The 16866-nt window shown below is 63.1% G+C and carries 18 protein-coding genes; 7 read left to right on the forward strand and 11 right to left on the reverse strand.

Translation table 11 applies throughout. The features are described 5' to 3' along the window. The 3 genes from ACKAMS_RS04620 to ACKAMS_RS04630 all read right to left on the reverse strand — a co-directional run. The coding region (locus ACKAMS_RS04620) for an SDR family NAD(P)-dependent oxidoreductase (protein WP_408988788.1) at positions 1 to 173 on the reverse strand (173 nt) is incomplete at its 3' end. 54 nt (positions 174 to 227) lie between these two features. After that, positions 228 to 1358, reverse strand: coding sequence for a thiolase family protein (locus tag ACKAMS_RS04625; RefSeq protein ID WP_408988671.1), 1131 nt, complete (start codon positions 1356 to 1358; stop codon positions 228 to 230). A 134-nt stretch (positions 1359 to 1492) separates the two neighbouring features. Next, positions 1493 to 2956: an MFS transporter gene (locus ACKAMS_RS04630; RefSeq protein ID WP_176450530.1), complete on the reverse strand. Its 1464-nt coding sequence runs from the start codon at positions 2954 to 2956 to the stop codon at positions 1493 to 1495. Positions 2957 to 3151: 195 nt separating this feature from the next. Here ACKAMS_RS04630 and ACKAMS_RS04635 point away from each other — a divergent pair, with 195 nt between their 5' ends. Continuing rightward, the gene (locus tag ACKAMS_RS04635) at positions 3152 to 4309 is read left to right on the forward strand and encodes an acyl-CoA dehydrogenase family protein (protein ID WP_408988672.1); all 1158 of its coding nucleotides are present in this window, start codon (positions 3152 to 3154) and stop codon (positions 4307 to 4309) included. Positions 4310 to 4375: 66 nt separating this feature from the next. On the opposite strand, the gene ACKAMS_RS04640 is transcribed toward ACKAMS_RS04635, so the two are convergent. Genes ACKAMS_RS04640 through ACKAMS_RS04650 form a run of 3 tightly spaced genes read right to left on the reverse strand, consistent with a single transcriptional unit; the run spans position 4376 to position 7498 of the window. Continuing rightward, entirely contained in the window at positions 4376 to 5596 is a 1221-nt protein-coding gene (locus ACKAMS_RS04640; protein WP_153211554.1) for a CoA transferase, read from the reverse strand. 31 nt (positions 5597 to 5627) lie between these two features. Beyond that, positions 5628 to 6626 (reverse strand): MaoC family dehydratase, encoded by a 999-nt coding sequence (locus ACKAMS_RS04645; protein WP_153211555.1) that lies wholly within the window; start codon positions 6624 to 6626, stop codon positions 5628 to 5630. After that, positions 6623 to 7498, reverse strand: a complete 876-nt coding sequence (locus ACKAMS_RS04650) for an HpcH/HpaI aldolase/citrate lyase family protein (protein WP_408988673.1) — start codon at positions 7496 to 7498, stop codon at positions 6623 to 6625. The genes ACKAMS_RS04645 and ACKAMS_RS04650 overlap by 4 nt, the downstream gene beginning before the upstream one ends. Before the next feature lie 200 nt (positions 7499 to 7698). On the opposite strand from ACKAMS_RS04650, the gene ACKAMS_RS04655 reads away from it, so the two are divergent. Genes ACKAMS_RS04655 through ACKAMS_RS04675 form a run of 5 tightly spaced genes read left to right on the forward strand, consistent with a single transcriptional unit; the run spans position 7699 to position 11812 of the window. After that, positions 7699 to 8850 carry an acyl-CoA dehydrogenase family protein gene (locus ACKAMS_RS04655; RefSeq protein WP_019745395.1) on the forward strand — a complete coding sequence of 384 codons (1152 nt, stop codon included), beginning with the start codon at positions 7699 to 7701 and terminating at the stop codon, positions 8848 to 8850. 31 nt (positions 8851 to 8881) lie between these two features. Continuing rightward, positions 8882 to 9628 carry a GntR family transcriptional regulator gene (locus tag ACKAMS_RS04660; RefSeq protein WP_003940169.1) on the forward strand — a complete coding sequence of 249 codons (747 nt, stop codon included), beginning with the start codon at positions 8882 to 8884 and terminating at the stop codon, positions 9626 to 9628. 44 nt (positions 9629 to 9672) lie between these two features. Then, positions 9673 to 10125 (forward strand): MaoC family dehydratase, encoded by a 453-nt coding sequence (locus ACKAMS_RS04665; RefSeq protein WP_408988674.1) that lies wholly within the window; start codon positions 9673 to 9675, stop codon positions 10123 to 10125. 40 nt (positions 10126 to 10165) lie between these two features. Further along, a complete protein-coding gene (locus tag ACKAMS_RS04670; protein ID WP_069145568.1) occupies positions 10166 to 11362 on the forward strand; it encodes an acetyl-CoA C-acetyltransferase in 1197 nt (398 codons plus the stop codon). A 60-nt stretch (positions 11363 to 11422) separates the two neighbouring features. Then, a complete protein-coding gene (locus ACKAMS_RS04675; RefSeq protein WP_019745393.1) occupies positions 11423 to 11812 on the forward strand; it encodes a metalloregulator ArsR/SmtB family transcription factor in 390 nt (129 codons plus the stop codon). Between the two features lie 7 nt (positions 11813 to 11819). On the opposite strand, the gene ACKAMS_RS04680 is transcribed toward ACKAMS_RS04675, so the two are convergent. The 3 genes from ACKAMS_RS04680 to ACKAMS_RS04690 form a co-directional block, all read right to left on the reverse strand. Next, positions 11820 to 12317 (reverse strand): glycine zipper family protein, encoded by a 498-nt coding sequence (locus ACKAMS_RS04680; RefSeq protein WP_019745392.1) that lies wholly within the window; start codon positions 12315 to 12317, stop codon positions 11820 to 11822. Positions 12318 to 12428: 111 nt separating this feature from the next. Continuing rightward, positions 12429 to 13079 carry a pyridoxamine 5'-phosphate oxidase family protein gene (locus ACKAMS_RS04685; RefSeq protein WP_019745391.1) on the reverse strand — a complete coding sequence of 217 codons (651 nt, stop codon included), beginning with the start codon at positions 13077 to 13079 and terminating at the stop codon, positions 12429 to 12431. Between the two features lie 17 nt (positions 13080 to 13096). Continuing rightward, positions 13097 to 14050 (reverse strand): DNA-3-methyladenine glycosylase, encoded by a 954-nt coding sequence (locus tag ACKAMS_RS04690; RefSeq protein WP_019745390.1) that lies wholly within the window; start codon positions 14048 to 14050, stop codon positions 13097 to 13099. Between the two features lie 45 nt (positions 14051 to 14095). Between ACKAMS_RS04690 and ACKAMS_RS04695 the strand changes: the two genes are divergently transcribed. Continuing rightward, a complete protein-coding gene (locus ACKAMS_RS04695; protein WP_007729467.1) occupies positions 14096 to 14647 on the forward strand; it encodes a ribonuclease H in 552 nt (183 codons plus the stop codon). Positions 14648 to 14652: 5 nt separating this feature from the next. On the opposite strand, the gene ACKAMS_RS04700 is transcribed toward ACKAMS_RS04695, so the two are convergent. After that, positions 14653 to 15651 (reverse strand): MDR family oxidoreductase, encoded by a 999-nt coding sequence (locus ACKAMS_RS04700; protein WP_019745389.1) that lies wholly within the window; start codon positions 15649 to 15651, stop codon positions 14653 to 14655. Between the two features lie 80 nt (positions 15652 to 15731). Then, the gene (locus ACKAMS_RS04705) at positions 15732 to 16865 is read right to left on the reverse strand and encodes a 12-oxophytodienoate reductase (RefSeq protein WP_019745388.1); all 1134 of its coding nucleotides are present in this window, start codon (positions 16863 to 16865) and stop codon (positions 15732 to 15734) included. Between the last annotated feature and the right edge of the window lies 1 nt (position 16866).

Raw genomic sequence — 16866 nt, forward strand, 5'->3', positions numbered from 1 at the left:
GCCGGGGCGAATTGCGCGGCAGCTCCGAGATCGGCCGCCACCTGCTTACCGTCGGGCGAAGGCAGATCGATCAACGTGACCTGCGCTCCGGCGTCGAGCAGCCGTCGAGCGGTTGCCAGGCCGAGACCTGAAGCGCCGCCGGTGATCGCGGTGGAAAGTCCCTCGAGTTTCATGGATCAATTCTTCTTTCCTGCTGGATGACGTGTCGGCCCGAAAGCGTTGTCGGGTCAGATCAATTCGAGAATGGTCGCATTGGCCATGCCGCCGGCCTCGCACATCGACTGGAGACCGTATCGAATTCCGTTGTCGCGCATGTGATGTGCCAGGCGAGTCATCAAGATCGCACCTGATCCGCCGAGTGGGTGGCCGACCGCGATAGCGCCGCCGAGCGGATTCACACGATCGATGGCTGCGCCGGTTTCAGCCTGCCAGGCAAGCGGGACGGGGGCGAATGCCTCGTTGATCTCGAAGGCGCCGATGTCGTCGATGGACAACCCGGAGCGGTCCAGTGCCTTTGCGGTGGCGGCAATCGGACCGGTGAGCATGATGACCGGGTCGTCGGCTGCGACCACTGCGGTGTGAATACGAACGAGCGGCTTCCAACCGAGTGCCCGGGCGTACTCGCTGGTCGTGACGAGTGTGGCGCCCGCCCCGTCGGAGATCTGAGAAGAGTTGCCGGCGTGGATGACACCGTCGGCGTCGAAGGCCGGGGGCAACTTCGCGAGCGACTCCAGACTTCCGCCTCGCCGAATGCCTTCGTCCTGGGACAACCCGGCGATCGGAGTGATCTGCCCGGTGAATGCTCCAGCATCGGTGGCGCTGGCCGCGAGTTCGTGTGAGCGGAGGGAATATTCGTCCAGAGCCGTTCGTGTGAGCGCCCATTTCCGGGCCATCATCTCGGCGCCGGTCCCCTGGCTGAAACTGTCCACACCGTAGCGTTCGAGTACCGAAGGCGGGAAATGCTCACCGTTCTTGCTGGCGGTTCCCATCGGAACTCGCGACATCGATTCGACGCCTCCGGCTACGACCACGTCGTTCTGACCGGAGATGACGGTGGCGGCAGCAAAGGAAACTGCCTGCTGGCTCGATCCGCAGGCCCGGGTCAGTGTGACGCCGGGAACGCTGTCGGGCCAGCCGGCGGCGAGTGCCGCTGTGCGGGCGATGCTTCCGGCCTGTTCGCCGACCTGACTGACGCATCCCCAGATCACGTCGTCGACCGTGGCCGCGTCGAGTCCGGTCCGTTCAGCGAGTGCACGCAGTACATGTGCGGACAGTTCGGCCGGATGGATCTCCGAGAGGGCGCGTCCTCGACGGCCGATCGGTGTACGTACTGCGTCGACGATGACGGCATCTCGCATGTATCTCTCCTGCTGTTCGTGCCCGGTGTTGCGATTGTGCGGTCGGGGCGTGCCTCGAGTCGATCACGAGCGGGTCGACCCGGCAATGTCTTTCGGTGAATGGCTTTGTTAGCGAATGGCTATACGTGGAGCATTCAGCCGCGGATGAGCTTGCGATCGCGCTCGGGATTGGCGAAGACGAGGACCAGAACCGCGGCGACGACTCCGATGATGCCGATTGCCTGGAAGGACTGGGCGTAACCGTCGGCCGGGGTTGCTGCGTTGTCCACGATGACTCCCGTTGCGTAGGGAGCAATCAGGCCGCCGATCGACATGATGGCGAGGAAGAATCCCATGGTGCCTGCAGTCTGCTGCGGCGGGCACAGTTCGGAGATCGCAGCGTTGATGAGCGGGAAGGTGATTGCCGAGAATCCGTAGCCGATCGAGACCATGGCGACAGCGACGATGGGAGTGGAGATCTGTGGCAGGAACAGGAGAATCGATCCGCAGATCAGAACGCCGACGCAGGGAACGATGACGCGAACCGTGCGAGAGGTGAAGCCGCGGCCGATCAACTTGTCCGTGACGGAACCGGAGGTGATCATGAGGACGAGGCCGACGATCGAGGGCAGTGCGAACATCGAACCGGCTTGCATCGCACTGTATCCGAGGCCGACCTCGAAGTACGACGGCAACCAGGTGAGAACGACGGTGGTCAGTGCGTAGATGGTGGCGATGAGGAAGCAGCAGCTGACGAAGGTGCGGGAGAGCAGGATCTTGCGCCACGGAACGTTGGGCTCGGTGACTGCCTTCGTTGCCGTCCCGGTCGCCTCGGTTGCTTCTGTATCTGCAGTCTTGGTCGCCTTGACGGCCTTGCTCGTGTACGGGCCTTCGGACCAACCGGCCAGCCAGCAACCCATCCACACGAGTCCGAGGACAGAGAGCGAGAGAACCGCTGCGCGCCAGCCGTAGTGAACGGCGATGAAGGTCAGTACGGGCGCGAGGGCGATCTTCGCGACGGAGGCGGATCCGGCGAGCATTGCACCGGGAAGGCCGCGCTTGGCCGGCGGGTGCCACGAGTACGCGGCGGTGTGCATCAGCGCCGAGCTGGGGCCTTCGGCAAATCCGAGGAGCATGCGCGAGACGATCAACATCGCGAGGCTGGCACCGAGAACGAGGGGGAGCATGACCACGGACCAGATTGCGGCCAGGATCAACAGAGCCCAACGTAGGGTCAGGTACTTGTTGAGCGGTCCGGCGAGAAATCCGCCGATGCAGAACATCAGGAAGAACAGCGAGCCGACCATGCCGATTTGCGAAGACTTCAGTCCGAGCTCGCGAGCGAGGGGCTGAGCGATGATTCCGAGGACTGCTTTGTCCGCGTAGTTGACGATGTAGAGGAAGACGACGAGCCCGGTCATCGTCCACGCACGCTTGCGGGTACCGAAGACGGGGACTGCTGACGAATCTGGCGTTGCTGTTGCTTCGGGCTGGACGTCGTTACGCTGTGGCGCGATGGGGGTCACGTGGCGTCCCTTCGAGACTGGTGGGCGGATGCGATCGTGCTCGAAGCGCGGCCTCGAAGCGATCGGTGGTGTTGTGTTTGCCGGCTGACCCATTCAACGTGTTCTGGATCACTTTGAGCAATGTCGCGTCGATGATCGGAACGATAGCGGTTGCCTATGTATCGCAGGTCAGGCCATATTGGTACGCCCTATCGGACGCATAGCCGATGAGTGTTGGATCGAATACGGAACGTTGAGGCAAGGTGAGATCAGGATCACCCTGTTCCCTTGACCGACTGGAGTTCATACATGCAGCGCACCGTGTTCAACGAGGATCACGAGGCATTCCGGGCTACCGTCCGCGATTTCATCGCGAAGGAAGTAACCCCGGTCCACGAGAAGTGGGAAGAGGACGGTCACCCGCCCCGTGACTTCTACCGACGACTCGGAGAGCTTGGCGTACTCGGAATTCAGGTGCCGGAGGAATACGGCGGAGGCGGCGAGAAGTCGCTCAAGTTCAACGTCGTCGTCGCCGAGGAGGTTGCTGCCGCCGGGGCGTCTTTCGGCTCGCAGTCGGTGCATACGAACCTGATCCTGCCCTACCTGCTCGAGTACGCGAACGACGAGCAGAAGAGCCGCTGGTTGCCGGGCTTCGCCTCCGGCGATCTGATGTTCGCGATTGCGATGACCGAACCGGGAACAGGGTCGGATCTGGCGAACATCGCGACGACGGCCAAGCTGTCGGAGGACGGTACGCACTACGTGGTCAATGGTTCCAAGACGTTCATCACCGGCGGGATACTTGCCGATCGCGTCCTGGTAGTGTGCCGCACCGCGCCGAGCACAGCGGAGAACCGACGCACCGGGTTGTCGATCCTGGTGGTCGACACGTCGTCGCCCGGATACTCGGTGGGGCGCAAGATCAACAAGATCGGTCTCAAGACCTCCGACACTGCGGAGCTTTCGTTTGTCGACGTACAGGTGCCCGTCGAGGACCGGCTCGGAGAAGAGGGCGACGGATTCAGCTATCTGACCCACAACCTGGCTCAGGAGCGGTTGACCATCGCTTTCGGAGCGGCCGCCACTGCCAGTGCAGCGCTTCGCTTTGCCATCGACTACGTCAAAGACCGCAAGGTGTTCGGTAAGCCCGTCGCGGCATTCCAGAACACCAAATTCGTTCTGGCCGAATGTGCTACCGAGGTTGATGCCATCCAGCTGGTGTCCGACAACGCACTCGAATGTCATGACCGCGGCACTCTGACGATTCCCGACGCAGCGAAGGCGAAACTGTTCTGCACCGAGGCAGCAGGTCGAGTGATCGACAAGTGCCTCCAATTGCACGGCGGGTACGGCTACATCACCGAGTATCCCATCGCGCGTCTTTACGCAGACACGCGTGTCACACGAATCTACGGTGGCACAAGTGAAGTCATGAAGACCATCATCGCGAAGGATCTTGGTCTCTGACGCACTCTCGACATGTTTTCGGCCTCGGAACATTTGTTCCGAGGCCGAAAACATGTTCCAGGTGGATCAGTTCGCCGGAATGCCGACGATGCCGTCCGCGATCAGTGCCGAAGCGTGATCAGCAGTGGTTCCGAGGACATCCGCGAGCACCGCAATCGAATCGCCGCCGACCTCGGAGGCCGGTCCGGCGCTCAGGTGGGCGCCGTCGAACGAGGCTGGGTTCGCGGCAGCCAGATAACTTCCGATTCGAGGCTGATCGAGTGCGGAGAACATCGGGTTGTTCTCCAGTTCACCGGAATTCACCACTTCCTCGAAACTGCGGTACCTCTCGAACAGAACCGACGATGTGCCCAGCGCTGCAGCGATCTCGGCGCCGCTGTGTTCCCGGAACCAATGTGAGAACAGAGCAGTGAGTACCTCTCGATGACGGTAGCGATCCGCTTCGGTGGAGAAGTCGGCTCCGAGGGCACCTTCGACGGCGTCGACAGCCGCCGTGGTGCCGGTGACCGACGCAAGGTCACGGAAATGGCGAGTAGTGAGTGCAACGACCATGAACCGTTCGTTGTCGCGGGAGACGAAATCGATTCCGTACGTGCCGTAGACGGCGTTTCCGCCGGACTCGCGACTGCGACCGTTCACTTGTACTTCGGTGAGGTAGCCGAGTGTTCCTGCGGTGGCCAATGCGACGTCTTCGAGTGGCAGCGTGATCTGCGTGCCGTGTCCGGTCGAGTCACGTTGGCGCACTGCGGCAGTGATCGACAGGGCGGCATAGAGCCCGCAGGCGACGTCCCAGGCGGGCAGTGCGTGGTTGACAACTCCGGCGTAGTCGGCGGGGCCGGTGATCTGTGGAAATCCCAACGCGGCATTGACCGTGTAGTCGACCCCGGGGCTGCCGTCGCGGCGTCCGAGAACCTCGAGGGTGATGACGTCGCTACGCAACTGGGCCAGGGAGTCGTGGCTCATCCAGGTGCGACCGCCGGCATTGGTGACCAGGATTCCGCCGCCAGGTCCCGGAGCCGTGACCAGTTGGCGAATCAGTTCTTGGCCGCGCTCGGCGCGCATGTCCACTGACAGTGACCGTTTGCCTTTGTTGAGTCCGGTCCAGTAGATGCTTTCACCCTTGTCAGTGACGGGCCAGCGCTTGTAATCGGAGGCACCTCCGATCGGGTCGATCCGGATCACCTCGGCGCCGAGCTGGGAGAGAGTCAGTCCGCACAGGGGCGCGGCGACAAAGCTCGAGACCTCGACGATGCGAAGCCCGGACAGCGGGCCTGAAGTCTGAGTCATCTGTGGTCCTCCGTGATAGAAGAGTGTGCGATCATGCCATCAACACGGTGAAACGCCAGTCGAGAACCGGAGTCTGTGTTGCAGAAGCATTGTGGGAGAACACGAGTGAACGCAGTTGCACTGCGGTTCCGTGTTCGAGGGGCGACGAACTTTCGACGTGCAGTTCGCTCGTGAGGGTATCGCCCTCGTGAACGGGCCCGGTGTGATCGCACGAGTGCCATCCGAGAACCGTCACCACGTTGGGCAGAGCGCGAGTTGCCTGGGCAAGTGCAATTCCGATGGTGTGGCCGCCGTAGACGAGGCGACCGTGGGTGCCGACGCGATCGTCGTGGTGCGTCGCTGCGATGTTCAAGCTCAGCCGGGCAAGTTCGGGTGCACTGGTGACGACGTCGCCGCTGCTACGGAATACCGAGCCCACCATATCCGACTCGAAGTGCCTGCCGGGTACCCGCTCGCGATATATGTCGAGGTCCCAGCCGTCAGGTGATACGTACGGCGCAGGTTCGGACGGACCGATCACGGAGAGGTCGTCGGCGTGGCGAGTTCTCGTCTCGATCGGGTCGGGGCTCAGGGGGAGCATGGCGCAGCGGTAGAAGTCGAGGACCGTGTTGCCATTCTGATCAGCGGACGTCATCCGTAGCGCGGCAAGTCCGGTGGCGCCGCGTCCCGGCTTGGCCGAGTTCTCGCGTAGACCGACAACCTCGGTGCGCGTGTACAGGGTGTCACCGAGTACCGGGAAACGGTGGAATCGCAGTCCGCGGTAGAAGAGGTTTGCCTTGACGTGGTGTGTGACCACGGTTGACTGGCCGATGGCGACGTCGGTGACCAGTCCTGGATTCGCCACTGGTGCAGCGGAACCTGTGACGCTCGACGACAGGTGTGCGTCGAGAGGCAAGCGCATGCGGTCACCGAGGATCGCCTGATGGGAGGCGGCGAGTCCACTGGTCAACGTCACCGCTGGTGCTTCGTCGAAGATCTGACCGTGGGTGAGTTCGTCGAAGTACGGTCCTCCCACGTAGTGCTCGCTCATACGGTGACTCCTTCGGCTCGGGCAAGCGTACGACGCGCTGCCACGGCCACTGCTTCGTCGAGCATTTGGCCGTCGAGCTGGGCGGCGCCGGAACCCAGGGTTTCGGCTTCGTCGAGTGCGGTCAACACCCGTCTGGCGTCATTGACGGCGTCGTCCGAAGGAGTGAATGCGGTAGTGGCCGAGTCGATCTGCGCCGGGTGGATGACCCATTTACCGTCGAACCCGAGAGCGCTGGTCCAGTGCGCGGCGCGGCGGAAGGCGTCGTCGTCGGTGATGCCGAGAAAGGGTCCGTCGATGGCGGCGACGCCGGCTGCGCGGCAGGCGATCAGGATTCTGTCCTGGACGGCAAGCCAGTGTTCCGGCAGTGCCGAGCGTGAGCGACCCAGCGCTGCACCGAGATCTGCGTATCCGATGATCGCGGCTTGCAGACGAGGAGTCGCGCGGGCGATGGAGTCGGCATTCTGGACGCCGAGCGGAGTTTCGATCAGGGCTTGCAGGGTGGTGTGGTGCCCACCGGCAGTGAAGAGGATGCGCTCGGCCTCGAGGAGTTCGTCGGCGGACTCGACCTTAGGGACGATCACGCTCGTCAGCGATTCTCCGAGGGTGCCGCAGGCGATCAGGTCGTCGCGGGCCCATGGCGTGGTGAGGCCGTTGATTCGGACCGAGATGGTGCGCGCCCTACCGAACTCGTGCACCAAGGAACTCACGAGGGTTCGCGCAAGGTCCTTGTTCGCCGAAGTGACGGCATCTTCGAGGTCGAGAATCACCTCGTCTGCGTTCGAAGAGAGTGCCTTGCGGGCCTTGCGCTCGTCTGAACCCGGAGCGACCAGGGACGCACGGCGTCTGGTCGCGCGGTAGTGGTTCTCGTCCATAGTGTGTCGATTACCTCGATCTGGTGATCAAATGTACGGCCAGTTGCGAAATAGATGTGCTGCCGTGAACGGCGTTGATGTGCAGCGAACTGCCTCGATGCTGGCAGTTGCTGCGTATCGATGTCAAGGCGCGGTATTGACATTGCGCGAACAATATCGAAATATGGCCGTACAAACTTATTTCAAGTCGAGGCGGATTCATGCTCAAGCTCAACGACGAAGAGACATTCCTGATCGAAACCGTGCGCCGGTTCGTCGACCGAGAGGTCAAGCCCACCGTCCAGGAGGTGGAGCACGCGAACGAGTATCCCGAGAAGTGGATCGATCAGATGAAGCAGATCGGGATCTACGGCCTCGCGATTCCCGAGGAGTACGGCGGATCGCCGGTGTCCATGCCCTGTTATGCGCAGGTGACGCAGGAACTGTCGCGCGGATGGATGTCCCTGGCAGGAGCGATGGGCGGACACACAGTGGTCGCCAAGCTCATCTCGCTTTTCGGTACCGAAGAGCAGAAGGTGAAGTACCTGCCGCGAATGGCAACCGGCGAGATTCGGGCAACGATGGCCCTCACCGAGCCCGGCGGTGGTTCCGATCTGCAGGCCATGACAACCAACGCCAAGAGTGACGGCACTGATCTGGTCGTCAACGGCGCCAAGACATGGATCACCAATGCCCGCCGATCCGGCGTGATCGCCTTGCTGTGCAAGACCGATCCCAGCGCAAGCCCTCGTCATGCGGGCATCTCGATCGTTCTCGTCGAGCACGGCGAAGGGCTGACCGTGTCCCGCGACCTCCCGAAGCTCGGATACAAGGGCGTCGAGAGCTGTGAACTGTCCTTCGACAATTACCGCATCGCCGAGTCGGCCATTCTGGGCGGTACTCCCGGAAAGGGTTTCGGGCAGATGATGAAGGGGCTCGAGACCGGCCGTATCCAGGTGGCTTGCCGTGCACTGGGCGTCGCCACGGCCGCACTCGAAGATTCACTTGCGTACGCGCAGCAGCGCGAGAGCTTCGGCCAGCCGATCTGGAAGCACCAGTCGATCGGTAACTACCTCGCCGACATGGCAACGAAGCTGACGGCCGCGCGGCAGCTGACGTGGCACGCGGCGCAGATGTACGACAGCGGCGAGCGGTGCGACATGGAGGCAGGCATGGCCAAGCTGTACGCCTCCGAAGTGGCGATGGAAATCGCGTTGTCCGCCGTCCGCATCCACGGCGGTTACGGCTACTCGACGGAGTACGACGTCGAGCGGTATTTCCGTGATGCGCCACTGATGATCGTCGGGGAGGGAACCAACGAAATTCAGCGCAACGTGATCGTTTCGCAGCTGGTTGCCCGCGGCGGTCTGTGACGGACCGGTGAGCAAGTAGGATCATGTCGCTATGAGCGGTAAGGAAAGAGAGACGGAGCCGGCGTACCAACGCCTCTCTCGTGAGCTTCGTCAGCAGATCTCTGCCGGTACCTACCGCGACGGCATTCAACTGCCCACCGAATCCGAACTGGCGCAGCATCACGGCGTGAGTCGGCAGACGGTCCGGCGAGCCTTTCACGATCTTGTTGCCGAGGGCATCGTGTACCGAGTACCCGGGCGCGGGACTTTCGTGACCGAGAACAGCGGCCGCTATCTCCGTCATCTCGGATCCATCGAAGATCTCATGAACCTTTCGCGGGACACGACGATGGAAGTGGTGTCACCGCTGCAACGGCGCGTGGACATCGAGGCGGCCAGTCGGCTTCGGCTCGACACCGACGTCGTGTACACCGTGGTCTTCCGACGGATACACGAGGGAGTTCCGTTCGTGCAGACGACGGCGCATCTGCCGGAGGCGATCGCGCGGCAGATCATCGACCTGCCCGCCATGGCGGCCGGTGCGGTGAGCGCCAATACGGTGATCGGCCTGCTGGAACCGCTGATCGACAGTCCGATTGTCGAAGCAGCACAATCGATCACGGTGTCCCCGGCAACGGCAGACGTTGCCAGGGACGTCGATTGCGAGATCGGCCACGCCATGTTGCGGGTGGACCGTTTGTACTCCAACGCGCAGGGCGTTGCCAACGAGTTGTCGGTGAGCTATTTCTTGCCGGAGCAGTACACGTATCGGGTCACGCTGCGCCGCGGCGCACATTAGCGCTGCACTTTTCTTTGCTGTTCAACACCTTTCAGGAGAGAACTATGCGAATTTTCAACGGAATCGACGAAGTTGAGACGGCTGTCGGTGAGCACTTGGGCTACAGCGCGTGGTTCCCGGTCACACAGGATCGGATCGACAAGTTCGCCGACGCCACCGAGGATCACCAGTGGATTCACTTGGATCCCGAGCGCGCAGCGCAGGGTCCGTACGGCGGCACCATCGCCCACGGCTATCTGACTCTTTCGTTGTTGCCGGTGCTCGGCGCTCAGGTGATGCGTGTCGACGGAATCTCCATGACCGTGAACTACGGCAGTAACAAGGTGCGATTCCCCGAACCGGTCAAGGTCGGTTCTTCGGTGCGGGCAGGTGCGGAGATTCTTTCCTTCGAGCGCACCGCGAAGGGCGCGACGATTGTCGTGCGGTACACGATCGAAATCGAAGGAGCAGGTAAACCTGCGTTGGTGGCGGATACCGTGCGCCTGTTGGTCTCCTGAATCCTTTTCCATTCTTCCAGAACGAGATTCGAGGTCAGTTGTGAAACGAGCAGCATTGGTCGCGCCGGTCAGAACCGCGGTGGGCCGTTTCGGAGGGGCACTTCGTGACGTGCCTGCGGAAAGTTTGGCTGCCACTGTCGTCAAGGAGACCGTGCGTCGTAGCGGAATCGATCCGTCCCGCATCGACGACGTCGCGATGGGGCAGTCGTATGCCAATTCGGAGGCACCGTGCATCGGAAGGTGGGCGGCGCTCGAGGCCGGGTTGCCGATTTCGGTAGCCGGCTTCCAGACGGATCGCCGATGCGGAACGGGTCTGCAGGCCATCGTTACCGCGGCCATGATGGTCCAGACGGGTGCTGCCGACGTGGTTCTCGCGGGCGGCGTCGAATCGATGAGCGGGATCGAGCACTACACCACCGGAGCGCGGTGGGGCACCAAATCCGGTGGGCTGCAACTGTTCGACCGCCTCGATCGTGGTCGAGAGCGCTCGCAACCCGAGTGGCGTTTCGGCCGGATCAGCGGAATGATCGAAACGGCCGAGAACGTCGCGACACGCTGCGGGATCACGCGGGAAGAGTCGGACGCCTTCGCCGTCGAGAGTCACCGAAAAGCTACTCTGGCAAGAGAATCCGGCCGATTCGATGCCGAAATCGTCGCCGTCGAACTGACGGATCGAAAAGGGAACGTCACACAGTTTCGTGCTGACGAGGGGATCCGTCCGGATACCTCACTCGAAACCCTGGCACGGCTGCGTGCGGTGTCCGAGGGAGGCGTCGTGACCGCCGGTAACGCCAGCCAACAGAATGACGCTGCGGCAGCGATGTTGGTGGTCGCCGAGGATCGCCTGGACGAGCTGGGGCTGGAACCCATCGGGTTCCTCGACAGTTGGGCCGCGGCCGGTTGTGAACCGGCGCTGATGGGCCTCGGACCGGTTGCCGCCGTCTCGAAACTGTTTGCTCGCACAGGGGCAGGCTTTGCCGACTTCGATCTGGTCGAGCTGAACGAGGCGTTTGCGTGCCAGGTTCTCGGCGTAGTGAAGGAATGGGGCTTCGAGGACCTCGATCGACTGAACGTCAACGGTTCCGGCATCTCGCTCGGGCACCCCGTGGGAGCGACGGGTGCGCGTATGGCAACAACCGCGCTTCACGAACTCGGCCGTCGCGGCGGCGGAAAAGCGCTGTTGACCATGTGTATCGGCGGTGGCCAGGGCATGGCAGCCGTGGTGGAGTCTGCCTGACGAGGTTCGCTTCTGGGTACACTTGCGGCGGGGGATCGGAAGTTCTACGGAGGCAGTCGGTTGACGAATGCAGGCGCAGCAGACACCAGTGGCGCGCTGAGCGTCGAGGATGTTCGTCGCGCCAGGGCTGCACTCGAGGGTCTCGATGTCACCAGTTGGTCCGGTCGCTTCGAGCTTCTCTCCGACGCCAACCGTCTGCGTCTGTTGCTCTGCCTTCACCACGCACCGGGTATCTGCGTCACGGATCTGTCCGTGGCGCTGGGGATGAGCGGCACAGCCGTCTCACATGCGCTGCGGCTACTGCGTAGCCAGGGGTGGGTGAGCGCGACGCGCGACGGCCGATCGATGCGATACCAACTGGCAGACGACACCGTTCACCAGCTGTTGCATTCGATCGGCGCCACACATTTTCACGACGAGACACCCACCCCAGGGCACACGCACAGCTGAGCGTCTCTCAAGGAGTCGCGAAGAACTTCTCGACGGCCGGCGCAGCGTTCGGGTTTCCGTTGGTGATTCCCGCGCCGACTCCGGCAACCGTGCCGATGACTCCACCGACGATGCAGCCGGCGATGAAGTTCGGGAAGATCGACAGGCAGCCGATTCCGACGCCGAGGTTGGCTCCGATGAGCGTCGACTGCACGCCGCCGTTGTTCCAGCCGATATTGACCTCGTTGGCCATCGTGTCGAACGCGGCTTGCTTCGGATCGTTACCGGGGAAGAGCATCAACGCCGCCTGGCTGTTCGACTCGGCGGTCGGTGTCAGTAGGGGTTGGGACGGATCGAAGCCCGCATTCGGGGGCGCTGCGACCGCGGTGCCGGCTCCGGCGCCGACAGCGGCGACGACGAGTACGGACATGGTGAGAGTTCGGGACAGTTTCATGGGGACGGCCAATCTGTCTGTGTGGAACCAGTCGTGAATGGTGGCGGTGCAGTTCGTTAACCAGAACTCCACCGTCTGGATCGATCGTGCGGACCTCCTCGGGCACAACGGGACCCGTCGTCTCCGCGCGACGGGCCGTGTTTGGTGGCTACCCGACTCAGGGGGCCCTGAAACCGCCCAGTCTCATTCGTTTTTCGACAACCGCGCGCGCAATTCTTCGACCTCGGCAGTAAGCCGATCGACCTCGGCTTGCAGGGGTTGGCGTGCCAGAGCGAGGGATTCGTCCATGCGCTCCTTGTCGAAGCGAGGTGTGATATTTCGACTGCAGTTCCAGTCGAACGCTTCGACCTCGACGACGATGGAGCGCTGCGCTTTTGCTGTCATGGTGCCGCCGGGGACCTGCAAGAGTTGTTGCAGCAGTTCAGGGTCCTCGTCCGCTTCGATCACGTGTGCACGCCCGTAGATCTTCAATCTCGTTCGCGTCGGGTAATCGATGACGAACAGCGAGATGCGATTGTTCTCTTCCAGATTGCCGAGCGTCACGAACTGCTGATTGCCGGGGAGATCGGCGAATCCGATTCGATTCGGGCCCAACACATGCAGGAATCCGCGCGGGCCGCCGCGATGTTGGACGTACGGCCAACCGTCGGGCGTCACAGTGGACATGAAGAAGGAATCCACGGATTTCACGAATCCCTGAGCGCGGAAATCGAATTCCATCGGACCTTCGTCGGGCTGATCGAGCTTTGAACCGTAGACGGTGAAACTCCCGGTCGACCGCTGACGCTCCACCGCAGCGGGGGAGAAGGCGATGTGTGCGTATCGGGTCGACATTCTTTATCTCCTGGTGCTCAGTGCCAGCGGTGGTCGGCAACGGCAGTTCGCGGACCGAACTTGGGTTTGACGGCTTGACCGCTGACCTGCAGAAGCCGCACCGCGCGGTATCGATGCGGTTGGAGGGGAGCGAGGTACTGCACCATCTGGGCGTCGTCGATCGGTTCGCCCAGGAGCGACCAGCCGACGACCGCAGCGAGGTGGTAGTCGCCGACCGAGAGTGCGTCGGAATCGCCGAACGCGCGCTGAGCCACTTCCGCGGCAGTCCAGATCCCGACGCCGGGCACCGCTCGCAATCGTTTGGTCGCTTCGGCCCTGGGGAACGATGACGCCTGCTCGAGGCGGTCGGCGACCCGAGCGCACTGAACGATCGTCTTGGATCTCGCGGGATCGACATTTGCGCGATGAAACTCCCACGACGGCATTCGTCGCCATTGGTCCGCGGTGAGTGGAACTCGCATTCCGTCGGGCGCGGGGCCGGGTGGGCGCTCTCCGAATTTGGTCAGCAGCCGGCGCCATGCGGCAAACGCGTCGATGCCGTGGACGCGTTGCTCGAGGATCGCGGGAACGAGGGCTTCCATGACGCGTCCGGTGCGGCCGATGCGCAGATGAGGGAAGCGTCGATGAGCTTCGGCGAGCTTGGGATGCTCGGGCGCAAAATCTTCGGCCTCGTCGTCGAGACCGAGCAGAGCTTCGGCGCCGGTCAGAAATTCCGTGGCGCCGGGACCCCAGGCCTGTACCCGGACCGTATGGCGATCCGACTGCGTGATGCGGTAGGTCACAGGACCCGAAAGTTGGCGGGAAACTCGCCAGATCGCTCCGTCGGCTGACCGTCGATGTGCGGGGTCGCCGGGTCCGCGCTGATGCGGGCTGAGCGTCAGCGCGGCATCGAGTGGTCGCTGAGAAGTCACCGTGACTTCGTCGACCGGAGATAGCGGCGTCATCGAGGTCAGCGTATCGCCACCGTCCATCCTCCGTTAAGGCGTGTGTCGGTGGCGCAACGTATTGTCCGAGCCATGATCATCGTGAGCACCGACGGATCCTGTCTGCGAAACCCCGGCGGGGCTATCGGCTGGGCGTGGGTCAATCACGAGGGTCCGAGCATGTCCGGCGGAGAAGCGTCCGGCACCAATCAGATTGCCGAGTTGCGTGCGCTCTTCGAGGCCGTCGTCGCCCATCCCGGTGCTGATCCTCTGCTCATCGAATCCGACTCGCAGTACGCCATCAAGTGCGCGTCGGAATGGCTGCCGAGTTGGAAGCGCAAGGGCTGGAAGACCGCGAGCGGCGGGGCGGTCAAGAACCTGGAACTGGTGCAGAGCATCGACCGAGCCATCACCGATCGAGTCGGTCCGGTGCGCTTTCGTTGGGTGCGCGGGCACGTCGGCAACCACTACAACGAAATGGCAGACAAGCTGGCCGGCGAAGCCGCACGCGCCATCGTCTCGGGGGACATCGCATCGGTCCCGCTTGCTGCCCCGGTGAAGAAGGAACCGACCGCCGTGAACTCCCCTTACAAGGAGAAGTCCACGACGGCCGAAGAACCGGCAGATCTGTTCACACTTTTCTGAGCGGTTCAGAAACCGTCGGCAACCTGAACCAGCGCCCGGCCGGTGTACTTGCCTTCGCGTACCTGATCGATCACCGAGACGACGTCGCGGACGGCAACGAGGTTCGTGATCTCCTTCAGATGACGTGGGGCCAAGTCGGAGCCCAGACGGGCCCACAGCGCGCGACGGGGTTCGATCGGCATCAATACCGAGTCCATGCCCAGCAGTGAGACTCCGCGGAGAATGAACGGCAGCACGGTCGTAGGCAGCGCGGCGCCGCCGGTCAAACCGCTGGCGGCCACAACACCGCCGTAGTTGATCGTGCTCAGAACGTGAGCGAGGGTCTTTCCACCGACGCAGTCGACGGCCGCCGCCCACTGAGATTTTCCGAGCGGGCGAGGCTTGGCGTCGGGATCTTCGGGGAGCCGGCCGATCACCGAAGACGCACCGAGTGACGTCAGAAGGTCTGCCGCGCCTGGCTTACCGCTGGAGGCGACCACGTCGAAGCCTGCGCTTGCCAGAAGGTCGACGCTGACGGTGCCGACTCCGCCGCTCGCGCCCGTCACCAGCACGGGACCGTCGGCGGGCTTCACTCCGCTGGCCAGAATGGCTTGGACGCTCATGGCTGCGGTGAATCCTGCCGTGCCGATCGCAGCAGCGTCGGCGGTGGAAATGCCGTCGAGCTTCACGACCCACTCGGCAGGCAAACGGGCGATCTCGGCGTAGCCGCCGTTGCGGGCGGTCCCGATCTCGTAGCCATGTGCGACGACCTTGTCGCCCGGGGCGAATGCGTCGGACTCGGAGGCAATGACCTCGCCGGCGACGTCGATGCCGGGGACGATCGGGTACTCGCGAACCACCCCGCCTTTCGGGGTGACCGCGAGAGCGTCCTTGTAGTTGACGCTCGAATACTCGACGCGAATGGTGACCTCACCTGCCGGGAGGAAGGATTCGTCGACGGTTTCGGGGGCGAAGTCGATGGTGCCGTCGCTTTCGCGGGCGACCCAGGCGTTGAAAGTAGTCATGGGTCGAACATAAAGGCCTTCGGCCCTGTGCGCCTTTTCGGTAGTGCGAACTACCGGAAAGGCGCACAGGGGCGGAGCCCCTAGATCAAGCTGCCCTCATGCACCGCTCGATCGAAGGCCGGCAGCGGACTACCGTCGCGCAGGGTTGTCGCCAATGCCGGATCGGCGAGGTGGAGACGGCCGATCGCGATCAGATCGAACTCACCGCTGCCGATGCGTTCCTCGAGCTGTGGGATGTTGTCGACGACAGGTGCGACGCCTTCGATGCGGCTGTCCCGCAGCGACTTTCCGATACCGACGCTGCCGACGGCCATCGTGACGGCGCCGGTCAATTTTTTCGCCCAGCCGGCCAGCGAGAGATCGCTGCCTTCGAAGGCGGGGACGTCGAAGCGCCTGATGCTGGCATCGAGAACGTCGACTCCGGCGTCGACCAGCGCGCCCAGGATGACGCCCAACTCCTCGGGGGTCTCCGCGATCTTCGCGGTGAAATCCTGCTGCTTGTGCTGCGAGAAACGGTAGATGATCGGCAGATCCGGTCCGATGGCCGCGCGGATCGCAGCGACGACGGCGGCCGGGAACTTGGTTCGACGCTCCAGGTCGCCGCCCCACGCGTCGTCGCGCTGGTTGGTGCCCTCCCAGAAGAAGGAATCGAGGAGGTAGCCGTGACCGCCGTGGATCGCGATACCGTCGAAGCCGAGTTCGACGGCGTGCTTCGCGCTACGGACATACGCGTCGATGACGTCCTGGATGTCCTGCTCGGTCATCGCTTCGGTGCTCGCCTGCGCGCGTTCGACGTAGGCCGCGGAGTACGAGGTGACGCCGAGCGGACCCCACTCGCCCGAGGGACGCATCGGCTTGAGCGAAGGGTCCATCTGCGTCATCGCGCCCCACAGAGGCCCGACGTGCCAGAGCTGAGGCACGATCTTGCCGCCCGCAGCGTGCACGTCGTCGACTACCTTCCGCCATCCGGCCTGAGCAGCGGGAGTGTGGAGGTTGGGGACGTTGGCGTGGTCGACAGCAGTCTCGTGATCGATCGCGACGCCTTCGGTGACGATCAGTCCGGTACCGCCCTCGGCGCGTCGGCGGTAATAGTCGGCGACGTCGCGGCCAGGCACGCCCTCGATGGAGTACGTGCGCGTCATCGGCGACATGACTATGCGGTTGGACAATTCGAGCGAACGGATGCGGAGCGGTTGAAACAGCGGGTTGGTCACT

This window comes from Rhodococcus sp. 5A-K4 (assembly GCF_046097995.1).
GTDB lineage: Bacteria > Actinomycetota > Actinomycetes > Mycobacteriales > Mycobacteriaceae > Rhodococcus_F > Rhodococcus_F erythropolis.